The sequence below is a fragment of the Brevibacillus centrosporus genome (genome assembly GCF_046622605.1).
GTDB classification, from domain to species: domain Bacteria; phylum Bacillota; class Bacilli; order Brevibacillales; family Brevibacillaceae; genus Brevibacillus; species Brevibacillus centrosporus.
Genome location: NZ_CP176856.1, coordinates 1000356 through 1021216, shown reverse-complemented (window position 1 = coordinate 1021216; position 20861 = coordinate 1000356). Strand labels below are relative to the sequence as shown.

Sequence of the window (20861 nt, the reverse complement as noted above, 5' to 3'; positions counted from 1 at the left end):
TCCACTTTCGATGCATGGGCATCCTGCAGACTTGTCCAGGCCGCACCATGAACAGTGGGCTTTGCCAGCAATTCGCAAGATAATTATCAGAATATATTTTCTTTTTGAACTTGGGTAAAAAGTGCTTTACACGGGGAAAAAATTCCCATATTCTAAGAGTAAGATTTTACAACTACTCGAAAGAAAGGAGGCTGCAACAAAATGATGACTGTCGTTATGAACCACCTCACTTATGCGGATCGTCTTATGGTTGCTACAACTGAATATCGCAACGCCTCCTGGAAAAACGAATTGTAGTTGTTATTCGTGTCTTTACCAATGACTATTCGTTAAATACCAGACCGCAGGCGTTGTCGCTTGTGGTCTTTCCTTTTGGGAGAGCTGTTTCCAGACCGCAGGCCGTCGTCCGCGGTCTTTTCTGTGTCAAGCAACATCCATTTTTTTCTAAAATCCACCTTGAGAGGAGGTGATTCAATATGGTACTCAACTTTCTTTTCTTCACGATCAAAATTGAACGTTCTTCTGCTGTAGAACGCATGGTTGAAGGCGAACGCTCCCGCTATTTGGAAAAGCGCGCGGAAGCTCACGCATACGAAGCTGCACAACTGCTCAGCCGCATCTAATGCCACGTAAAAAAATCATTCAGGAGGGATGTTTTTATGAAAAGCAGAAAAAAGCGTCAGGTGATGAGGTTTACAGGAGTCAAATCGATAGACGGCGGCTGACTGACCAATTCCTTTGGGATGGGAGGGATATAGAGTGTACATTCCAATGATTTTTTTCACCATCACGATCAAATTCGAAAAGCGGCAATTAACGCCCGCACAACGTGAAGCAAGATGCAAACGGGATCTTGCTATCGCTGAAATGGAAGAGCGCAAGCGTCAAATCGCAGCGCAGTATCCGGAATTTTGGTTTCGTTAATAGACAACAATTGAACTTAGCCTACGTTAGAAAACTTGGCTCCGCCAAGCTTTGCGGTGGAGCCTTAGTTGCACTTATACTGGCTAAGAATCTTATAAATTCTTACTGTACAAGAAAGCCCTGCAAAGAAGCAGGGCTTTTGTTTATCTGGCAGACTCATTTCGTTTTTGCATTAAATCGCGAATTTTGTGATGGGCCCCAGGAAAAGTATAGGTATCCAGTTCATCGATCTCCACAAATCGGGCATGAGGCGGCAATTCCTCACCATCGATCCAGTCACAGGACCTCACTTGCATATTCCATTGCAAGTGGGAAAAGGTATGCTGAACGTCTCCCAGCATATCGATCACTTCGATATCGATGCCGAAGCGCTCGCGAATCCCGTTTGCCAATACTTCCTGCTTGGCAGCGTCACGCTCTACGTCAGTCTCCACCATCGGGAACTCCCACATGCCAGCCAAAAGTCCGGTTTCCGGTCTCTTGTTGATCAAGACTTTCCCTTCTTTCATGATGACACCTACCTGGAGATGAATCGGACGCGGCGGCTTCGCTTTTCCTTTGATCGGGAGGTCTTCCTGTACCCCCTCCTGACGAGCCATGCAATAATCAAAAACCGGACAGGTCAGGCATTGCGGCGTGCGCGGCACACAGACCATCGCGCCCAGCTCCATCAGCGCCTGATTGAAATCGCCGGCTCGTCCATGCGGAATCACCTGACGAACGAGATGCTCGATTTTGATCCGTGTCGCCGGTTTGGCAATATCATCTGTCAAATACAGCAAGCGAGAGAAAACGCGCATCACGTTGCCATCGACAGCAGGCTCTGCTTTTTCATAAGCAATGCTCAAAATCGCCCCGGCTGTATAAGGTCCTACTCCTTTTAGTGTGGCGATTTCCTCCGGCGAGTCGGGTACCACTCCACCGTAGCGCGCCTGAACCTCGCGTGCTGCTGTCTGCAGGTTGCGTGCCCGCGAGTAATAGCCAAGTCCTTCCCACGCTTTTAGCACTTCGTCTTCGGGAGCTTCTGCCAATGCGCCGATCGTCGGGAATTTCTCCATGAAATTCGCATAATAAGGTTTAACGGTTTCTACGCGCGTTTGCTGCAGCATGATTTCCGATACCCACACGCGGTAAGGGTCTCGGTTGATCCGCCAAGGCAGATCCCGCTTTTGCGAATCGTACCAAGCCAGCAAATCGGATGAGAAACCAAAGACATGAAATTCTTCTGGCAATGTATAAGTCAGTTCTTTTGTTTTCTTTCCAGCCATCTTTTGTACGTTTGCTCCTTTTCGTTATCGCTTCACGGCACGGAACGCCCAGACGTTCAGCTTGGCAGCACCGCCTGACACACAGGCACAAAAAGCTTCATCTGCCAAACGCCATGCCTTGATTTTCTCGTACTGCTCGACTTCTTCGACTTCAAACATTTCGACGAACAAGCCTGGCTGATCGATCCCTTCCAAACAGGAGTATGAAGCGGCTCCCATCGCGGACAGCTTTTCAGCCATTCCTTGGAGCAGTATGAGCGCATCCTGTCGCTTGGCAGGGTCCAGCTTATATTCGATAAACACAGTCAGCATCACTTTGTCCTCCCCTTCGAGGTCAATCTTCCTCATCATACTTGTTTGTGGAAAACCGAACAAGATCACAATTTTTTTCAAATGAGGCGGGAATTCTCCTGCTCTCCACGCTATAATAAACCATAATAAATACAACAGGGAGGAAAGGAGGGGTACGCCGATTCCATGGATACCGCCACACATTTTGCTATGGGCTTCGGATTGGCAGGTCTCGCCTATCTCGATCCTGTCGTAGCATCGACTCCAGGACTCGCGGAAGCTGTGATGATCGGCACGGTCATCGGCTCACAAGCACCTGATCTGGACGGCTTGATCCGTATACGCGGCACCGCAGCTTATGTTCGCAACCATCGAGGCGTATCGCATTCAGTGCCAGCTCTGTTTCTCTGGACAGGGGCTACATTTGCTCTTATTCAGACCATCATGCCACAAACCTCGTGGCTCCATTTATTAGGCTGGATCTTTCTGGCGGTCTGCTTACACGTTTTCGTCGACTTGTTCAATTCCTATGGTACCAAGGGGTTGTATCCGTTTCGAGACAAATGGGTCGCTCTGAACGCCATTTTTATTTTTGACCCGTTCATCTTTGCTGCGCATCTGGTTGGCTTTATGCTATGGGCAGCAGGCCTTGAGCCGGGAAGGCTGTTTCTTTGGATTTATGTGATCATCGCCGTGTACTACTACTGGCGATGCCAAGCACAGAAGCGAACGACGGAGCTCGTCCGTCAAAGCATAGGCAAGTCAGGCACCTATACGATCATTCCCACGATTTCGTGGTCAAATTGGACTTTCGTTGCCAAGACCGAGCATCATTGGTACGTGGGCGAGATCCACTCGGGTGAAGTGATCATTCTCGACACCTTTTCGATCAAGCCCGAAAACGAACGAATCGCTGCAGCCAAAAAAAGTCGCAAGGTGCAGTCCTTCCTCTCGTTCACCCATCATGTGCACGTAGAGACAACAGAGCGCCCCTTCGGCTATGAGGTCAAATGGATCGATCTGCGGTATCGTTCACGCTTCCAGGGAAAAAGCCACTACATGTTCGTCGCCGTTGTTTACCTGGGCTTTGATTTGCAAATACGGGATTCGTTTGTTGGCTGGATCCATCGCGGAGAAGATCAGTTGACCAAGAAAATGGACCCCAATCGCCAGCTCGGATAACCTCTCGCCGTCCTCTCCATGGGCGGCTTTTTTGTATTTTGACCTGCCCCTTCTGTGGAAAACTGCCCCTTTTTACCGAGTCAAAAAAGCTCTAAGCTAAGGCTACTACTGCTCGTGGAACTTGTCCGATGGAGGGATTTATCATGATACCCATTCGCTATTCAAAGCGAACGCTAACCGATCAAGCACAAATCGATGCGTTCCTGTCTCATGCCAAAGTAGGGAATCTCGGATTATCCAATGGAGATGAACCGTATATCGTTCCCTTGAATTTCTGTTGGTGGAATGGACAGATTTACTTTCACGGGGCGGACTCCGGTCGTAAGGTCGAGATGATCGACGCGAATAGCCGTGTTTGTTTTAGCGTAACCGAGGAATACGGCACCATCGCCGACCCGATCCCTGCTCATACCGATACCGCCTATATGAGCGTTTTTTTGTCCGGAACAATCGCGCGTGTGCAGGAGCCTGAGGAAATGCGGGATGCCATGCAGGCGATGCTCGACAAGTACGTACCTGGCTACTACAAAGAGCCTCTTTCCCTGCAGCATGTTCTCAAATACCGTTCCTCGATGGGCAGTGTCACGGCTGTTTTCCGCATCACGCCAGACAGCTTGACGGCAAAAGGAAGTCCGGTCCCGGAGGAAAAGCTATATTATCCAGGTAGAACAGTGGGTGACGATACAGGAAAACCCGCTCAGTCGTAGTCTGCTGTATGAATAAAGGGGTTGCGATCGGCGCAAACCGGTCACAACCCCTTTTGTATGCTCACTTACTCTGCCGAGCTCGTATGCCTGTACATACCTTTGATGACCGTTTCCCAATCATCGCTGTGCATCTCATGACCGGTCCCTTCAAGCGTCAATAGCGTCGCGGCCGGAATCTCCGCTGCGAGCGCCTCTGCGTGCGGAAAAGGCAGAATCGTATCATGCGTGCCGTGGATCACCAGTGTCGGTGCTTTGATTTCGGATTGCCGCCCTTCAAAAGCGTCATCTCCCACCAGCTGCGCGTGATTGAACATGCTAAGCAGGTTGTTGGCACGCTTGATTTCCTCCGTGACTTGCGCGTAAACGCGTTCTTCCTCAAAGACGTGGGCAGGACCGCACAAAATGGCTGAGCCTGCTACCAAATAATCCGCAACGGCCTTTTCATCTGTCCAGTCGAGCGAAGCCCCTTTTGCATGATAGGCAAGAACACTCTCGTCCATCGGCGGCAGATTGCGATGATTTTTGTCTGATCCAAACAAGCCGGAAGCAATCAGTGTCATCGACTGCACGCGCTCCGGATAATAGACCGCAATGACCTGCGCGATCATTCCCCCCAGCGACATCCCGACGAGATGCGCCTTTTCAATCTGGTACGCATCAAGCACGCCAACCGCGTCGTTTGCCATATCCGCTACCGAGTAATTTTTTGTCCCTGGAGCATAGACAGTAGAACGCCCGACATCCCGATTGTCAAAACGGATAACGTAGCGGCCCGTCTCAGCCAATCGTTCGCAAAACGCGGTATCCCAATACACCATCGAGCACATGGCCCCCATAATCAGCAAGACAGCTGGATCTTTCGGATCGCCAAAGCTCTGCGCACATATTTCAACACCGTTTACTTGATGGATGGTTTCCGGTCTCATGTGTAGTTCCCCATTTCATTCGTTTTTAGGCAATACGGAAGAAAGACAGACTCAAATAAACCCAAGCATTTTACAGAAAAATGAATGAGCCGCTTGAGAAACTCTCCCCATTATCGCAGACGAATGAATTTGATAATCATGCTACACACCTCGAAGCTACATGGAATTGGGAATACTCCCTTTCCCATTGTACCAGATTCGGCGTCTTTTGATCGATTCGCAATAAATCCTTTTTTAGATAAAAAAAGGAAGGGCATAGGAAAGATCGCTCTCCCCATGCCCCTCATGTTTTTCACTCTCGAACCGCTTACAGCTCAGCGGGTGCCGTCATCCCTGTAGTGATAGCCAGACGATTCCAAGCGTTGATCACGTTGATCGCCATAATCAAAGACACGAATTGCTTTTCATCAAAATGCTTGCGAACCTCTTCGTACAGCTCATCGGATACGCCGCCGACCGAGATCGTGGTAACCGCTTCAGTCAGAGCGAGTGCTGCACGCTCAGCATCTGTGTAGAAGGAAGCCTCTCTCCACGCGCTGAGCAAATAAATGCGTTGCTCGGTTTCCCCTAGCTTACGTGCATCCTTCGTGTGCATGTCGAGGCAGAAGGCGCAGCCATTGATTTGCGAAGCACGGATTTTGATCAGCTCCATCAGGCCCTTTTCCAGCCCGCACTCCTGGACGTAGCCCTCGAGCTTTATCATCGCTTGAAACGCTTGCGGATTTGCAGATCTATAATTCATTCTCGCTTTCATGTTCATCTTTCCCTTCGCTTGTTTTTGGCTTTACATTCTCCTAGACGAGGGAAGGGATACTCTTGTGACCAAAAATCACGCTTTCGGGGAAAAATGGGTCAATTTTTCTGGATTGACCACGAAATAGATCCTTTCGATCCTATCCTCATGCGGATTGAGTACCAGCGAGATGACTCGAATCGGCTGTCCCTCAACGGCTACGATGAGACCCGGCTGCCCGTTGATAGAACGAATCTGCAGATCGACACGGGCGTCTTCCCATTTGCGCCAGATGCCAGTGAGAAATGCCACAATACGCTGATCGGAGAAAATCGGATGCAGCGCAGCACGCGTTTTCCCTCCGCCATCCGAAATCAGCACCGCGTCCTCACTCAACAGCTGCACCAGTGCCTGTGAATCCGCGTGAGAGATCGCTGAAATCAGCTGCTCGACCAGTCTTTTGGAGCGTTCCGGCTGGACTTCTACCTGCAAGCCCGCTCCGTTCAGCTTTTGCTGGGCACGGCTGAGCAGCTTGCGGCAGGCAGCCTCGGATTTGTTCAATATCTCAGCGATGGTACTGTACTCATACCCAAGCGCAGTCCGCAATACGTAGACCACACGTTCATCCGGCGACAAAGTCTCCAGCAGGACGAGAAGCCCATAGGATACCGATTCTTCCATCAAAACTGACTGAAGAGGGTCACTGCCTGTCGCATCATCCGCCAGTGGCTCGGGCAGCCACTCTCCCACGTACTGCTCCCTTTTCCAACGAGCGGACTTCATCGTATCCAGGCAGCGATTGGTCACTGCTTTGCAGAGATAGCTTTTTATGTGTTGAATGTCATCGATGTCGCTCTGCGTCAAGGCAAGAAACGTCTCCTGTACGATGTCCTCCGCCTCAGCCACGGAGCCCAGCATGCGATAGGCGAGGGAAAACATCAGCGATTTGTACTGCCGATAGACATCCTCCATGAGCCTCGTCATTATTCTGCCTTCCCGAATTGCCAGATCGTATGGCTGAGACTGCCATAACGAAAGCTCATATGCAGACGCTGCGCGATGCGATCGTCATCCGCCGCTCCCATCGCATAGACGAGAGGGACAAAGTGCTCACTGCCATAGGCTGGAACCGCTTTTTCAGCGTGGGGTGCCAGCGTGCGATATTGCGCCAGATCGGTCACGTTCCATTCCATCAGCGTTTCCTTGAGCCATTCTTCAAACTGCAGGGACCACTCAAAGGCTCCGCCCGAGGTTTCCCGCATGTCGAGATAGGAGAAATTATGGATCGTGCTGCCGCTTCCGATAATCAGGACATCTTTGGCACGCAGGGGTGCCAGTGCTTTTCCGATCATGTACTGCTGCTCAATCGTCATATTCGGATTCACGGAGAGCGCCACAACAGGCACATCTGCATCCGGATATACTTTTCGCAGCACCACCCAATGACCGTGATCCAGGCCGCGGGAACGGTTCAGGTTGACCGGGATACCCGCCGCTTGCAGCAGCGCTACTGCTTCCTGCGCGATCTCCTCATCCCCTTTTGCGGGATACTGAATTTCGTACAGTGCCTGCGGAAAGCCGCCGAAATCGTGAATGGTCGGGAATGTCTCCATGACACCAACTTCTTGGGCAAACGCTTCCCAGTGAGCAGAGAACATCACGATCGCGCGAGGACGGTGCGGGAGCAGATTCGGCAGGTTATGCAGCGCTTGTGTATAGGAATTGTCTTCTATTGCGAGCATGGGTGAGCCGTGAGCAATGAACAGGGATGGCATCATCTGAAACACTCTCCTCTTTCCTATTTCAACACGGTTACTTTTCGTAAGTATTATAACCGATCCGCTTTCCTTTTTCTATCCTTAGCATCGCCCTGATCGCAATAGGCGCCTTTTCCTCGCCACAATCCTCTGAAATCACCTATCGGAACCACTCAACTGCTCGCTTTAACTCTTCTGCCTGCCTCTCTAGCGAACGAGAGGCAGCATTTACTTCTTCACACGCCCGCACCTGTGTCTGGGTAGCCTCCACTATCTTATACGTTTGCTGGGCTCCCCCCTTCACCACGGAAGCTGTCTGCACAGAAGATGCGGACAATTGCTCCACACTGGCGGACATCTCCTCCGTAATGGCCGATACCTCTTGCACCTGACTCGAAATCTGTCCCATCCCGTGAGTGATTTGCTCAAAAGCTACCTCTGCTTCCTTCAATACGGATGCACCGTAGTGAACGTCCTGAGACATGCTTTGCATGGAAACGACCGCTTGGTTAGCCTCTACTTGTACGTTTTTGATCAGGACGGCGATCTGCTTGGCAAACCGGTCTGAGCTCTCTGCTAGTTGGCGTACTTCTTCCGCTACGACAGAAAATCCTCGTCCCTGCTCTCCTGCCCGCGCTGCCTCGATCGCCGCATTGAGCGCAAGCAGATTTGTCTGGGACGCAATCTGTGTGATCATCTCGACGATTTGATGAATCTTCTGCGAGCTTTCTCCCAACAGTTGTATCGCAATAACCGATTCATCCATCGCCGTAGTAATAGCGTCCATCTGAGTCGTTGCTTTTACTAGCGCGTGAATACCATGATTCGCATCTTGTGCGGCCCAGATCGATGCCTCTGCCAATGAAGCCGTAGACTCGGCCACACGTTGAATGCCAATTGCCATTTCTTCCATGGCCTTGGCGCTCTCATCTGTGCTCGCGACAGTAGCGTCGCTTCCCGCAGAGATTTCTGCCATCGCAACAGCAATTTGGTTGCTTGCTTCAAGCGTCTCCTCGGCATGTCCACTCAATTGTACAGACGAGTGCGTAACATGCTGGGCGGTGGCGTTTACTTGCATGGCAAATTCCCGCAGCTTGTTACGCATTTCATTGACATGTTTGGCCAATTCTCCGATTTCATCCCGATTTAACACGACGAGGTCCGTCTTGCCCAGCTGCCCCTCTGTGACCAGCTTGACCGCATGTACAACCTGCAGCAAAGGACGGCGGATGTGTCTGGTCAGCATAAACGAGAGCAGCAAACTGATTAAGAGGGCGACCCCCATGCTGATCAGCGTATTTTTTCTCCCCGACTCATGTAGAGAAGTGGCCTGAGCTGTTGCAGTCGCCGCTCCCTCCTGACTCATGCGTATCAGATTTTCTAAATAGCCCTCCATCACCTGAAACATGGTGTCTGCTTCCCGTTGTAAATCTGCCACCGAGACTTCCTCCGACTGCTCCACCAGTGTCTGATAAGCCAGTTGATAGTTGGACCAGGAAGCCTTCAAGGATTGAAAATACTTTTCCTCCTCTTTGCTCAAGGGATGGTTTCCATACTCCTCAAATTGCTTTTGGATCTGTTCAAGCGTCTGCTTTGCTTCTCCGTCGATAATGCCTTTTTTGCTCAAATCGCTCGTACTTGCGTATTGAAGCTGCAATGAAAAAAAGTGCTCTGTCTGATATTTGATATGTAAGATTGCTGTCGTCTTGGGAAGCCAGTTTTCATTGATTTCCTCTGCCTTGCTATTGATTTGTGCTTCTGTTCGCAATCCTAGCCAGCCTAAAGTGGCCATGAGGATCAGCATGCACAAAAAACCTGAAAACAACTTCGTTCCCACCGTCTGCCTCATCTCACTCGCTCCCTACCTGAATTTTATAAAAAACGCGCTGCACAGCTGCATGGTGAACCTACAAAAAAGCGGAGAAAAAGAACCTGACCAAATGGGCACTTTTTCTCCAACTCTTTATCTACAACGCTTTTCGCTTTGTTGGTGGATTGGATGTCAGAGAGATTTCCTCTTCATTTTTGGGGAGATGGTAAATCGTTTCCAGCAAATCGTTGACGGCTCCGCGTTCTTTTTCTTTTTGGGCTTCGTTCCATCCCAGCGTGGCCCCCATCATCCGAATGACTGCATCAGCCTTCTCCTCCGCTTTCTTAACCTGAAAATAGGTCCAGCCCGTACGCAGGCGTAGGAAATCGACTGCTGTCGTGGTCATCTCTGCTTCCATCGCATACGAAAGCTGCGCCCACAGAAGCTGCTCTTCACTTTGCTTCTTCCCCTTTTCTTGGAGCATTTCCAATCGGCTGTAAATGTGCAGGGTGTTGGTTCCGTAGGTTTCGATCCATTCCTGTGCAGTGGCAGCATCTACCCCTTTGGACACGCCCGCTTGCAAAAGCTCCTGCTTGCAGGCTGCATAATCGGTATGTCCCATACGTTCACCACCACTGATCACGGTTTGATCTGTACGACAAGCGTCAAATCGACGGCCTGACTCCCTGGATAAATCTACCGCGACCAAATCGACTACTTTTTCAGCCATTTTCCGAAATCCCGTCAGCTTTCCGCCAGCGATGGTGATCAGGCCTGAATCCGAGATAAATATCTCATCTTTGCGAGACAGCTCAGATGGGCCTTTTCCTTCTTCATAGATGAGTGGACGGAGCCCTGCCCAATGAGACACTACGTCTTTCTCTTCCAGCTTCACATCTGGGAACATCGCGTTCACTGCTCGCAGCAAATAGTCCCGATCTTCTTTTGTCGTGCGCGGCTGATCGATGTCTTGCTTGTAGCCTGTATCGGTGGTGCCGACATACGTGATATTCCCACGTGGAATGACGAACATCATGCGTCCATCCGGAGTATCGAAGTAAGCAGATTGCGTAACCGGCAGCTTATCCTTTTCCACAACCAGATGCACACCTTTGGTTAAATAGAGACGCTTCCCTTTCAGTGAGCCATCGAGCTTCCGTACGCCATCCACCCACGGTCCCGTTGCATTGACGATTTTTTTCGCATAAATCTCGTATGTCTTTCCTAAATGACGATCCGTTACCTTGACTCCAACTGCCTTCTGCCCACGGTAAATAAATTCGGTCATCTCCGTATAGTTGACGATGCTTGCTCCTTGTCGCCAGGCGGTCTTCATGATGTCCAGCGTAAGTCTCGCATCATCTGTTCGGTACTCGTAATAGTAGCCTGCGCCCTTCAGGCCGTCTTTTTTCAACAGTGGTTCGAGGCGCAGCGTCTCTTCCCTGCTCATCATTTTGCGCCGTTCCCTACGCTCTACCCCTGCGAGCCAATCGTAGACGTACAGTCCAACAGAGGACGCCAGATATCCGTACGTCCCTCCCTTGTAAACAGGGAGCAGCATCGGAGCCGCAACAACGAGATGCGGTGCATTCTTGTACAAGATGGCTCGTTCACGGCCTACCTCCTGTACGAGTTTGACATCTCCTTGCTTTAAATAACGCAATCCGCCATGGATCAGCTTCGTCGAACGGCTGCTGGTGCCGGACCCGAAGTCGTTCTTCTCCAACAGGCCGACGCGAATCCCTCGCTGACTCGCATCGAGTGCAATCCCCGCTCCCGTAATCCCGCCCCCGATCACCAGCAGGTCCAATTCTTTGTCTGCCATACTGGTGAGGACAGCAGTCCGATTATTCGCAGAAAAATGAGTGTTCATCTCCGCTCTCCCTCTCTATTTGCATGTGCTGGTTGTTCAAAAGAAACAGAAAACCCCCATGAAAAAGAGCAACTTGAACATGTCAAGTTGCAGCTTCTCCACAGGGGGTTCTCTTGTTCTCTTCCCTTATGAAAATGCTATGGTGCTACGACCATAATTCATTTGTTCCGACAGAGACAGCTAGTGCTCCAGCGGCCAAAGCTTCGTTAATCTCTTTTTTGGTATCGATCAATCCACCTGCAATGATCGGCAAAGGCGTCAAGTTCGTCATCTCCTGAATAACGCGAGGCATGACACCTGGCATTACCTCGACTGCGTCAGGCAAGGATTGCTCGATTACTTTTATTCCTTTGAGCACGGCATTACGATCGATCAAAAAAATCCGTTGAATCGCCATCAGGTTCATCTCTTTTGCCACCCGGATCAGGCTGCTTCTTGTCGAGATGATCCCTGTCGGTGCTATATTTTTGGCGACATAAGCGACACCGCTTTTATCTGCTGCGATACCTTCGATAAACTCCATGTGCAAGAATACGTGTTTATCGACGGCTTTGACTCGATCCACCAGCTCTTTAATGTTGAAAATCGACCCTGTAAGCAAAAAGATAATATTCGCTTCGCTTCGGATCGCAATCTCTAAATGCTGTTCGTCCTGAACTGCGGCAATTGTCTGGCATTCGACCAGATCAACAATCGGGTACATTCCATTAACCTCCATTAAACTGGAATCACTACCCTAAATTATAACATGCTTATCTCAGAGGTTAACGATGTCTTTAATACTATTCAGTATATAACGAGGAGTATACTCACTGGTTTCTGCCATCGCGCGAGTAGTGATTCCAGTCAGGACAAGAACAGAGCTCATCCCCGTATCATTCCCCATCTTGATATCTGTTTCCAGACGATCTCCGACCATGTAGCAAGCATCATAATCCAGACCGAGATGCTGAACAGCAGCCTCCGCCGCGATCTTGGACGGCTTGCCGACAACGAGCTGAATGGGCGTACCTGTCGCTCCCTCCAGTGCGCCGATCAGGGCTCCTGTATCTGGAATTTGTCCATCTTCTAGCGGGCATGTACGATCAGGATTGGAGGCAATCACAACGGCTCCCCGAATCGCAGCTTGATACAAGTCATTGAGTCGGTCATAGGTAAACTGACGATCCCAAGAAAGCACGACGTAGCTCACTTCCAGTGGATTCTCGCTCATGGCAATACCGTGATCACGCAGCTCATCACGGATCGGTTCTTCTCCGATCACCAATACCTTATCCTCTTTCTTGCACACATTTTGTAAATAACGAGCGACGATCAAAGACGAATTCAAAATATCGTCTACGCTCGTAGGAATCCCCATCTTGGTCAACTTGTGCGCGTATGACTGCCGGGTCGCTATCGGCTTGTTGGAAAGGAATACGACTTTATCCCCTCTGCTGCGCAAGGCGTGAATAGCTTCCACTGCCCCTTCGATTAACTGGTCTCCCAGATAGACGGTTCCGTCCAGATCAAAAATAAATCCCTTCATTCCTCACACACTCCTGCCTTCCTGTTCTGTCGACTATCAATAGAGCTGATCTTTTGTGATCTTCTTCGCCAGAGCTTGGAGAATAATCACGATCACGATAATCAAGATCGCCATCGCGCACGCCGTATAATATTCGCCGCGCAGCAGGTTTTGGAACACGGCCAAGCTCATGGGTGCCCATTCAGTCGGAGCCAAAAGAATCGAAATACTCGTTTCCTTAATCACCGTAACGAAAACCAAAATGGCGCCTGCTGCAATTCCCGGCAGCATCAATGGACCGATGACTGTGATTGCGGCGATGAGAGAGGAAGCTCCCAAGCTGACAGCAGCCTCTTCGATGTCTTTGCGTATCGCCATCATCGAGCTCATCGTTGAGCGAATCATGTAAGGCATACGGCGAATCGTATAGGCGATGATGAGCAATAATGCCGTACCTGTCAGATGGATTGGCGCTGTGTTAAAGGTCTGGATCAGAGCGATCCCCAGCGCGATACCAGGCACGATCAACGGAATGGACGATACGAAGTCGAGCCCGCCCGATCCGCGACGGACAACAAAATAAGAAACAAAGGTCGAAATCACTACGCTGAGCACCAGCGTACCGGCAGCCAGCACCATACTGTTCCAAATATTCTTACCCGAAGTACTGAAAATGGTCTTGTAATGACTCATGGTATAGCCGTCCGGCAACGCATGGTGTCCCCATGTCGTCGCAATCGAGGATAGGAAAATCGAACCTAGAGCTAAAATGGGAACCAGCATGACCAAAAACGTGTAGATAGTCAAACCTGCAATGGTTCCTTTGTGGTCGTTCAGCTTTTGCTTCGTTGGTTTTCCGGAAATGGTTCCGTACTCTCTCCCTTTAATCACAAGACGTTGCAGCCAGAAGAAGAAAGCTGCGACTAGCAGCATAATGACAGTCAATACTGCCGAACCTGCCCAGTTAAAGAACCCTGCAATCTCCCGGTAGGACTCTACGACAATCAGATTCAATTCCTTTGGTGCCAAAATAATCGGTGTCCCAAAATCGGAAAAGCTGACCGTAAAAATCAATAGCATACTAGAAACGATCCCAGGAACCGCAAGCGGCAGTGTGACTCGCAAGAACGTATACCAGCTCTTCGCTCCCAAATTTTGCGAAGCCTCTTCCAAGGTGACATCACAAATCTTGAATGCGGCAACCATTGGCCACAGAGCATACGGGAAGAAGAAAAAGACTTGAACGAGGACGATCCCCAGCATGGACTGCACATCAAAAATGACACCCTCCCCACCAAAGCTATGGTAGAGCTGCGTCACCCAGCCTGTTTTCCCAAACATCAGGACAAAGGCATGGGAAGAGATAAACGTAGGCATGATCAACGGAATCGTGCACAAAGCCGCAAAGAAAGACTTAAACGGCATCTTCGTTCGAGCAAACGCATAAGCAATGGGCAGTACGATCACTGTAACCAGAACTGCCACGCCTGTCCCCAGCTTCAAGCTGTTCATCAAAGCGGCGAAATAGCTGTTTCCTTCACTGAAGATCGAAGTATAAGCTTCCACAGAAATATTGGAGAGCTTCTTTATCGTAGAGTCGAATATTTTCTGGCTAGTAAAGCTGCCGAAAATGTTTACAGGTTGGCCTGTAAAGCTGACGAGCAAAATCGAAAAGAGCGGTACAAGCAGGAAAACAAAGAAGAACAGATAAATCAGCCACTTGAGAACGGTTAACCCATTAAGCTTTGCGGTCAAACGTTTCATCATAACGCCACCACTCGATTCGGATCGATTTGCAGCTTCACCGTTGTTCCTGATGGCAAGATTGGACTGCCCGCTTCGAACACCGTATCAACCTCAAAGCGCAACTCGCCAACCTTGACATCGTATCGGATCGTCGGGCCCAAATAAGTGGATAGTTCAATCGTTCCATCCAAGATGTTCTCGTCGTCAGCTGCTTTCTCGCTCGTTAACAGGCGAATGCTCTCAGGTCTGATGATGACTTCTACGTCTTTTTTGTTCGTTGGGTATGTGGAACGAAGGAATCTGTTTTCCCCAATCTCAATCAAGGTTTCACCCGAATCATTTACCCCTTTGACCGTTCCGTTCAAGATGTTGGAGGAACCTACAAAATCGGCTACAAACTTGTTTGCCGGGTTGCTGTACAAAGCCGTAGGCGTATCAACCTGCACCAGGCGACCGCCGTGCATGACCGCCACACGGTCAGCCATGCTCATGGCTTCCTCCTGATCGTGCGTGACGAAAATCGTCGTGATCCCTACCTTTTGCTGAATCTGCCGAATCGTGACGCGCATGACGTTGCGCAGCTTTTTATCCAAATTGGAGAGAGGCTCGTCCATCAGCAAAACAGCCGGCTCCATCACAAGCGCTCGAGCGAGTGCCACGCGCTGCTGCTGACCACCGGACAATTGCCCTGGCAGACGATCAGCCAAATGTCCCAATTCCACAAAATCAAGAGCATCCCTGACTTTTTGCTCGGTGGCACGATCTACCTTGCCGAGTCTTCTGTTCAGTAAATGTGCCAATGTCGATAGCTTTGTGCCAAAACCGCCTTCATAAAAACGGCGAATATTTAAGCTGTACGCCACATTTTCGAAGACGTTTAGATGAGGAAACAGTGCATAGCTTTGGAAAACCATCCCGCAATTGCGTTGATTCGCTGGAATCTGATTTACGTTTCGATCACCGATGAAGATAGATCCGGAGGTCGGCGTCTCAAAACCGGCTACACAACGCATTGTCGTCGTTTTCCCGCAACCGGATGGACCCAGGAGGGCGAAAAACTCGCCCTCTTGAATCTCCAGATTGACATCTTCCAAAGCGGTGTTTCCGTTAAATTGTTTGTTTAAGTGCTCAATCTTCACCGATCCCATTGGAAGATCCCCCTCTTATTGGAATTTTTGACGCCATTCGTTACGTACGCGGTCGTAGTTTTGCACGACCCAATCCACATCCATCTCCTGTGCGTGCGGAATGACTTTTTCCAATGTCAGAGGAGTCTTGGATTGCACTTCTTTAGAGATAGGGATATGGTACCAGTCAGCCAATTTTTGTTGTCCTTCTTTGGAGAGTAGGTAGTCGATGAACGCTTTCCCCCCGTCCGGATTTGGTCCATTTTCTACCAAAGAAACAGGATTCACGATGATTGGCGTTTTTTCAGGCACGATGAAGTCTACTTTCTCGCCTTTTGCTTTGTTCTCGTACGCCATAAAGTCAAAGCCAATTCCGATCAAGGCCTCTCCCTTTGCAACCGCTTTCGTAGGAGCAGATCCTGAATCCGGCATCGCACTCATCTGATCCACCAGTTTCTTGAAATATTCCCAACCTGGTTCTTCGCCTTTTTCCATCAACTGGCTAAGTACGAGGAGAGTCGCTGTACCCGAGGCTGCAGGGTTTGGCATTTGAATTTTGCCCTTCCATTTTGGATCGAGCAAATCGTCCCAAGTTTTCGGCAATTCTTCCGGCTTTACCAGATCCGTATTGTAGACGAAGCCAAGTACGAATACCTCAGCACCGATCCACTTCCAATCTTTGTCGCGAACTTTGATGCCATCCTGTACTTCTGGCCAATCTTTGATCGCTTCCGGCGTGTAGGATGTGATGATTCCTTTATCTTTCGCAGACTCGAACGGCAGGAAGCCTCCTCCGCCGTACCAAAGGTCAGCCATTGGATTGTCTTTCTCTGCGATCATGCGGTTTACGAGTACGTTGGTACCAGCGTATTGCACATTCACGGACGAGCCTGGCTTCAATTTTTCAAATGCTTGTCCCATCTCTTTGGTCATATCAGGTGTCTCAGGTGAATAAAACGCGATAGAACCTAGCTCTTTTTTTCCTCCGCCATCCGTGCTTGCCGTGTTACCAGCAGCTGTCCCCTCAGAGGAAGAGCATCCTCCGAGCACAACAGATGTAAGCAATGCTGCTGTTGCAACCCCATGAAACCATTTGTTCTTCTTTTTCATTTGTCAGACCCCTCTCTATTCTTCTTCTGTTAATCGACCACCATAAGTGAATCAAGTATTGGAGACACAAAAAAGGAAAAAACCCTTACACAGCATAAACACACTACTCCCCCATGAGGGTCATGTGTTTACGGGTAAGGGTTTTCTCCATTTTCTCCGCCTAACCGTATGTGAACTGTATTGTCGATTAACAAGTCATTCTAAAGGGATTATAGGCATACTATACATATTTGTCAATGAAAACACTTACATTTATGTTTTTTTCCAATTATGTCACTCGACACTTTTTTTCTCGTGGCCTGTTCAAGGAGGAGCGACCGCGATTTATCAAAAGGTTATTCACATTGGTGAAGTCTTAGCTGCACTATACTGGATGAAAATCTGATCCATTCTTACCTGCAAAAAAAGGCTTGTCGCGAAAATAGAGCGACAAGCCTTCCTCTTTGTGATAAGCAGCTATTATTTCGCAGCAGCGAAACGTTTGCTTACTTCATCCCAGTTAACTACGTTCCAGAATGCGCTGATGTAGTCAGGGCGTTTGTTTTGATATTTCAGGTAGTAAGCATGCTCCCATACGTCCAGACCGAGGATAGGCGTTTTGCCTTCCATTACAGGGCTGTCTTGGTTTGGAGTGGAAGTGATTGCCACTTTTCCGCCATCTGCTACCAGCCAAGCCCAACCGGAACCGAAACGGCCAGTTGCTGCTTTTGCAAATTCAGCTTTGAAGTTGTCAAAGCTTCCGAAAGCCGCGTTGATCGCGTCAGCCAGTTCACCAGCTGGAGCGCCGCCGCCGTTCGGGCTCAGGATTTCCCAGAAGAGAGTGTGGTTCGCATGTCCGCCGCCGTTGTTACGAACTGCTGTGCGGATGCCTTCTGGCAAAGCGTCGATGTTGCTGATCAATTCTTCTACGCTTTTGTCTTGCAGGTCAGCATGAGCTTCCAGAGCAGCGTTGAGGTTGTTTACATAAGTTGCGTGGTGACGTCCATGGTGGATTTCCATTGTTTGAGCGTCGATATGCGGTTCCAGAGCATTGTGCGCGTAAGGCAATGCAGGAAGTTGATGTGCCATTGTAACATTCCTCCTCAAAATATGTATGGGTCAAGCTACAGTTCTATTATAATTCAACAGACTCACTTTTACAACAAATAGGTATGCAAAGTATCGTAATCTATTATTTTTTATTTCAAAGATTTCCATCTTGCAATCGAGTTCGTCCGTGCTAGACTTGGTTTATTACAAACATGGAAAACTAGGTGATTCTCGTGGAAATGGATTTATCGACGATACTTTTTCTCGCATTATTCGGATTTGTCGCCGCCTTTATTGACAGTACGGTAGGCGGTGGCGGCCTGATCTCCCTCCCTGCTTTGCTCGGACTTGGGATGCCCCCTTACCTCGCTTTGGGCACAAACAAGCTAGCCGGCACGATTTCTTCGGCTACTAGTTCCATTACGTTTATCCGGAGCGGCAAATTTGACAAGAAGCTGATGTACATGTTGTTCCCGGTCTCGCTAATCGGAGCCTACTTCGGTGCCAAGACGGTTCTATTCGTTCCGCAGGAGCTCCTGAAAGTGCTCGTGATTATTATGATGGCCCTCATATTCGTTTATACCTTATTTAATAAACGATTCGGGGAAGTAGCCAACTTCAAGGGCTACACCAAGTTCACGCTCAGCGTAGGGATTCCGTTTACTTTTCTGATCGGATTCTACGACGGATTTTTCGGACCGGGTACAGGTTCGTTTTTCGTTTTCCTGATGGTGCTGCTCTTCGGCTATGATTTTGTCATCGCTGCCGGAAACGGGCGCATCCTCAATCTGGCGAGTAACATCGCCGCTCTCACTGTCTTCACTCTCGAAGGCAAGGTCGTTTTCGTAACAGGTCTGGTCATGGGTGTGGCCATGCTGCTCGGGGCTTCGCTCGGAGCTCGTATGGCGATCAAAACCGGCGTGCGCTATGTTCGTCCCCTGTTTTTGATCGTTTCCATCACGCTGATTACCAAAATGGTATATGAATTAATCTTTTCGTAAGCACAACCAACAGCGAGCGTCCACCTGTTTTGGGGGCGCTTTTTTTCTTGCCCTTCGTTTCCCGAAGAAAGAATGAGAATTGGTAATTGGCGGTAAGCTATACCTGTTTCATGATGATCGATGTATACGCTTCGGGAGGTTTTAGCAAGATGGTGCCTACAGTCCTGCTGGTCATACTGCTTCTTATCGTAGCATTGCCTCCATTGATATTTTTCGGCTATATGTACGCCTTATCGAAAAAACCAAAGCACTCCATCATTCGCTCTCACCCCTTCCTAGGCTGGATGCGTTATTTGCTCGAAAAGCTAGGGCCTGAATTTCGCCAATACTGGTTTGACAATGATACAGAAGGGAAACCGTTTTCGCGGGCCGATTTTGTCGGTCTCGTCTATGCCGCGAAATATCGAACGGATCTCATCTCCTTCGGCGGAAGACGCGACTATGAGAAGCCCGGCTTCTATTTATCTAACGCCATGTTCCCTCAATTAACGAGCGAGCTTCACGTAGATAACGAGAAGCTCATACCTGGAAAGAAATATGTGATTACCGATGAGGGGCTGTTTACCAGAAGGGAAAAATTCATAGATGATCAAGTAAAGCCTTGGCTGCTGCATGATGATGACGTCATCGTAGTAGGGGAAAACCGCAAGCATCCGTGGCGCCTGAAAGGCATGTTTGGCGCTTCTGCTACTTCCTACGGAGCTGTCGGCGAGCATTATATTCAGTCCACAGGAAATGGCGCGTTCATGGCAGGCGGCTCTTGGATCAATACAGGGGAAGGCGGGGTGGCAGAAGTGCACTTGGCTACGGGCGCCGATATCGTCTCTCAGATCGGGCCTGGCCTGTTCGGCTTCCGCGATGATTCTGGGCGCTTTTCTATCGAAGAGTATAAACGCAAAGCGAGCATTTCCAACATCAAGGCGTTCGAACTGAAATTTCATCAGGGCGCTAAAATACGCGGCGGTCACCTCGAAGGCACCAAGGTCACCGAAAAAGTCGCAGCAGCGCGCTTAGTGCCTGTAGGCAAGACAGTGAACTCGCCGAACCGCTTTGAATTTCTGACCAATCCAGAGGAAGCGCTTCGTTTCATAGGCACCTTGCAGGAGGAAGGCGGCAAACCGGTGGGGGTCAAAATCGTCGTCGGCGATTCGCACAGGCTCGAGTCGTTTTTTCAGACTATGCTTGCGCTGCATATCTTTCCGGACTTCATTACTGTTGACGGTTCTGAGGGCGGCTCCGGGGCGACTTTCAAGGCAATGGCTGACGGCATGGGATTACCGCTTTTTGCTGCGCTGCTTATTCTGGACGATACCGCGAGAAAATACGGCGTGCGTGACCGCTTCAAAATTTTCGCATCTGGCAAGCTGATCACACCTGACAAAGTGGCCATCGCTCTCGCACTCGGCGCGGACTGTGTCAACTCCGCCCGCGGATTTATGATGGCGAACGGCTGCATTATGGCGCTTCAATGCCACACCGGCAAGTGTCCGACTGGGATTACAACTACTGATTCCAAATACCAAGAAGCGCTGGCCCCGGAAGAGAAGCAATGGCGCGTGATGAACTACATCCTACAACTACGGGAAGGGTTGTTTTCCCTGGCAGCCGCTTCCGGCCTGAGGAGCCCCCGTGAATTCACCCGGGAGCATGTCGTGTTTTCGAACGAAAGCGGCCAAAGCATCCGAGTCGTGGACTTGTTCCCTTACCCCGTCACGAGTAAAAAGGCGTTTGATCGATGATCAGGTGCCTTTTTCAGGTACATGGGCACAAAAAAAGCCTGGCGTTTCGCCAAGCTCTTAAACAAGCCTGGCGTCTCGCCAAGCTCTCGGACAAGCCTGGCGTCTCGCCAAGCTCTCGAAAAAAGCCTGGC

Annotated in this window: 20 protein-coding genes; 6 read left to right on the top strand and 14 right to left on the bottom strand. The window is 49.7% G+C overall.

Annotated elements, in window-relative coordinates:
• Positions 1-476 precede the first annotated feature (476 nt).
• On the top strand, positions 477-623 hold the full coding sequence (locus ACLIN2_RS05400; RefSeq protein WP_170184503.1) for a hypothetical protein: 147 nt from the start codon (positions 477-479) through the stop codon (positions 621-623).
• A 136-nt stretch (positions 624-759) separates the two neighbouring features.
• Positions 760-924, top strand: coding sequence for a YrzI family protein (locus ACLIN2_RS05395; protein WP_122924919.1), 165 nt, complete (start codon positions 760-762; stop codon positions 922-924).
• A gap of 143 nt (positions 925-1067) precedes the next feature.
• On the opposite strand, the gene mutY is transcribed toward ACLIN2_RS05395, so the two are convergent.
• Together mutY and ACLIN2_RS05385 are read right to left on the bottom strand one after the other, a co-directional pair.
• On the bottom strand, positions 1068-2192 hold the full coding sequence (mutY, locus tag ACLIN2_RS05390) for an A/G-specific adenine glycosylase (protein WP_092267017.1): 1125 nt from the start codon (positions 2190-2192) through the stop codon (positions 1068-1070).
• 24 nt (positions 2193-2216) lie between these two features.
• The gene (locus ACLIN2_RS05385) at positions 2217-2585 is read right to left on the bottom strand and encodes a hypothetical protein (protein WP_411503426.1); all 369 of its coding nucleotides are present in this window, start codon (positions 2583-2585) and stop codon (positions 2217-2219) included.
• Between the two features lie 84 nt (positions 2586-2669).
• Between ACLIN2_RS05385 and ACLIN2_RS05380 the strand changes: the two genes are divergently transcribed.
• Both ACLIN2_RS05380 and ACLIN2_RS05375 read left to right on the top strand, forming a co-directional pair.
• Entirely contained in the window at positions 2670-3665 is a 996-nt protein-coding gene (locus ACLIN2_RS05380; protein WP_400588333.1) for a metal-dependent hydrolase, read from the top strand.
• Positions 3666-3808: 143 nt separating this feature from the next.
• Positions 3809-4372, top strand: coding sequence for a pyridoxamine 5'-phosphate oxidase family protein (locus tag ACLIN2_RS05375; RefSeq protein ID WP_411503425.1), 564 nt, complete (start codon positions 3809-3811; stop codon positions 4370-4372).
• 65 nt (positions 4373-4437) lie between these two features.
• Here ACLIN2_RS05375 and ACLIN2_RS05370 read toward each other — a convergent pair whose 3' ends face one another.
• The 12 genes from ACLIN2_RS05370 to ACLIN2_RS05315 form a co-directional block, all read right to left on the bottom strand.
• Positions 4438-5298, bottom strand: coding sequence for an alpha/beta fold hydrolase (locus tag ACLIN2_RS05370; protein ID WP_411503424.1), 861 nt, complete (start codon positions 5296-5298; stop codon positions 4438-4440).
• A gap of 307 nt (positions 5299-5605) precedes the next feature.
• On the bottom strand, positions 5606-6052 hold the full coding sequence (locus ACLIN2_RS05365) for a carboxymuconolactone decarboxylase family protein (RefSeq protein WP_411503423.1): 447 nt from the start codon (positions 6050-6052) through the stop codon (positions 5606-5608).
• A gap of 75 nt (positions 6053-6127) precedes the next feature.
• Positions 6128-7015 carry an RNA polymerase sigma-70 factor gene (locus ACLIN2_RS05360; RefSeq protein ID WP_411503422.1) on the bottom strand — a complete coding sequence of 296 codons (888 nt, stop codon included), beginning with the start codon at positions 7013-7015 and terminating at the stop codon, positions 6128-6130.
• Positions 7015-7809 carry a dioxygenase family protein gene (locus ACLIN2_RS05355; RefSeq protein WP_411503421.1) on the bottom strand — a complete coding sequence of 265 codons (795 nt, stop codon included), beginning with the start codon at positions 7807-7809 and terminating at the stop codon, positions 7015-7017. The genes ACLIN2_RS05360 and ACLIN2_RS05355 overlap by 1 nt, the downstream gene beginning before the upstream one ends.
• A 139-nt stretch (positions 7810-7948) precedes the next feature.
• Entirely contained in the window at positions 7949-9637 is a 1689-nt protein-coding gene (locus ACLIN2_RS05350) for a methyl-accepting chemotaxis protein (protein WP_411503420.1), read from the bottom strand.
• 118 nt (positions 9638-9755) lie between these two features.
• Positions 9756-11471, bottom strand: a complete 1716-nt coding sequence (locus ACLIN2_RS05345; protein ID WP_411503419.1) for a glycerol-3-phosphate dehydrogenase/oxidase — start codon at positions 11469-11471, stop codon at positions 9756-9758.
• A 145-nt stretch (positions 11472-11616) separates the two neighbouring features.
• Positions 11617-12174, bottom strand: a complete 558-nt coding sequence (locus tag ACLIN2_RS05340) for a glycerol-3-phosphate responsive antiterminator (protein WP_092267026.1) — start codon at positions 12172-12174, stop codon at positions 11617-11619.
• 54 nt (positions 12175-12228) lie between these two features.
• The gene (locus ACLIN2_RS05335; protein WP_400588330.1) at positions 12229-12999 is read right to left on the bottom strand and encodes an HAD-IIA family hydrolase; all 771 of its coding nucleotides are present in this window, start codon (positions 12997-12999) and stop codon (positions 12229-12231) included.
• Positions 13000-13035: 36 nt separating this feature from the next.
• A complete protein-coding gene (locus ACLIN2_RS05330) occupies positions 13036-14742 on the bottom strand; it encodes an ABC transporter permease (RefSeq protein ID WP_092267028.1) in 1707 nt (568 codons plus the stop codon).
• Positions 14742-15872: an ABC transporter ATP-binding protein gene (locus ACLIN2_RS05325; RefSeq protein ID WP_400588329.1), complete on the bottom strand. Its 1131-nt coding sequence runs from the start codon at positions 15870-15872 to the stop codon at positions 14742-14744. Before ACLIN2_RS05325 ends, ACLIN2_RS05330 begins: the two co-directional genes overlap by 1 nt.
• Positions 15873-15887: 15 nt before the next feature.
• The gene (locus tag ACLIN2_RS05320; protein WP_092267030.1) at positions 15888-16961 is read right to left on the bottom strand and encodes an extracellular solute-binding protein; all 1074 of its coding nucleotides are present in this window, start codon (positions 16959-16961) and stop codon (positions 15888-15890) included.
• A gap of 459 nt (positions 16962-17420) precedes the next feature.
• A complete protein-coding gene (locus tag ACLIN2_RS05315; protein WP_411503418.1) occupies positions 17421-18029 on the bottom strand; it encodes a superoxide dismutase in 609 nt (202 codons plus the stop codon).
• 194 nt (positions 18030-18223) lie between these two features.
• On the opposite strand from ACLIN2_RS05315, the gene ACLIN2_RS05310 reads away from it, so the two are divergent.
• Both ACLIN2_RS05310 and ACLIN2_RS05305 read left to right on the top strand, forming a co-directional pair.
• A complete protein-coding gene (locus ACLIN2_RS05310; protein WP_092267032.1) occupies positions 18224-18991 on the top strand; it encodes a TSUP family transporter in 768 nt (255 codons plus the stop codon).
• Positions 18992-19140: 149 nt separating this feature from the next.
• The gene (locus tag ACLIN2_RS05305; protein WP_411503417.1) at positions 19141-20730 is read left to right on the top strand and encodes a glutamate synthase-related protein; all 1590 of its coding nucleotides are present in this window, start codon (positions 19141-19143) and stop codon (positions 20728-20730) included.
• The last annotated feature ends 131 nt before the right edge of the window (positions 20731-20861 follow it).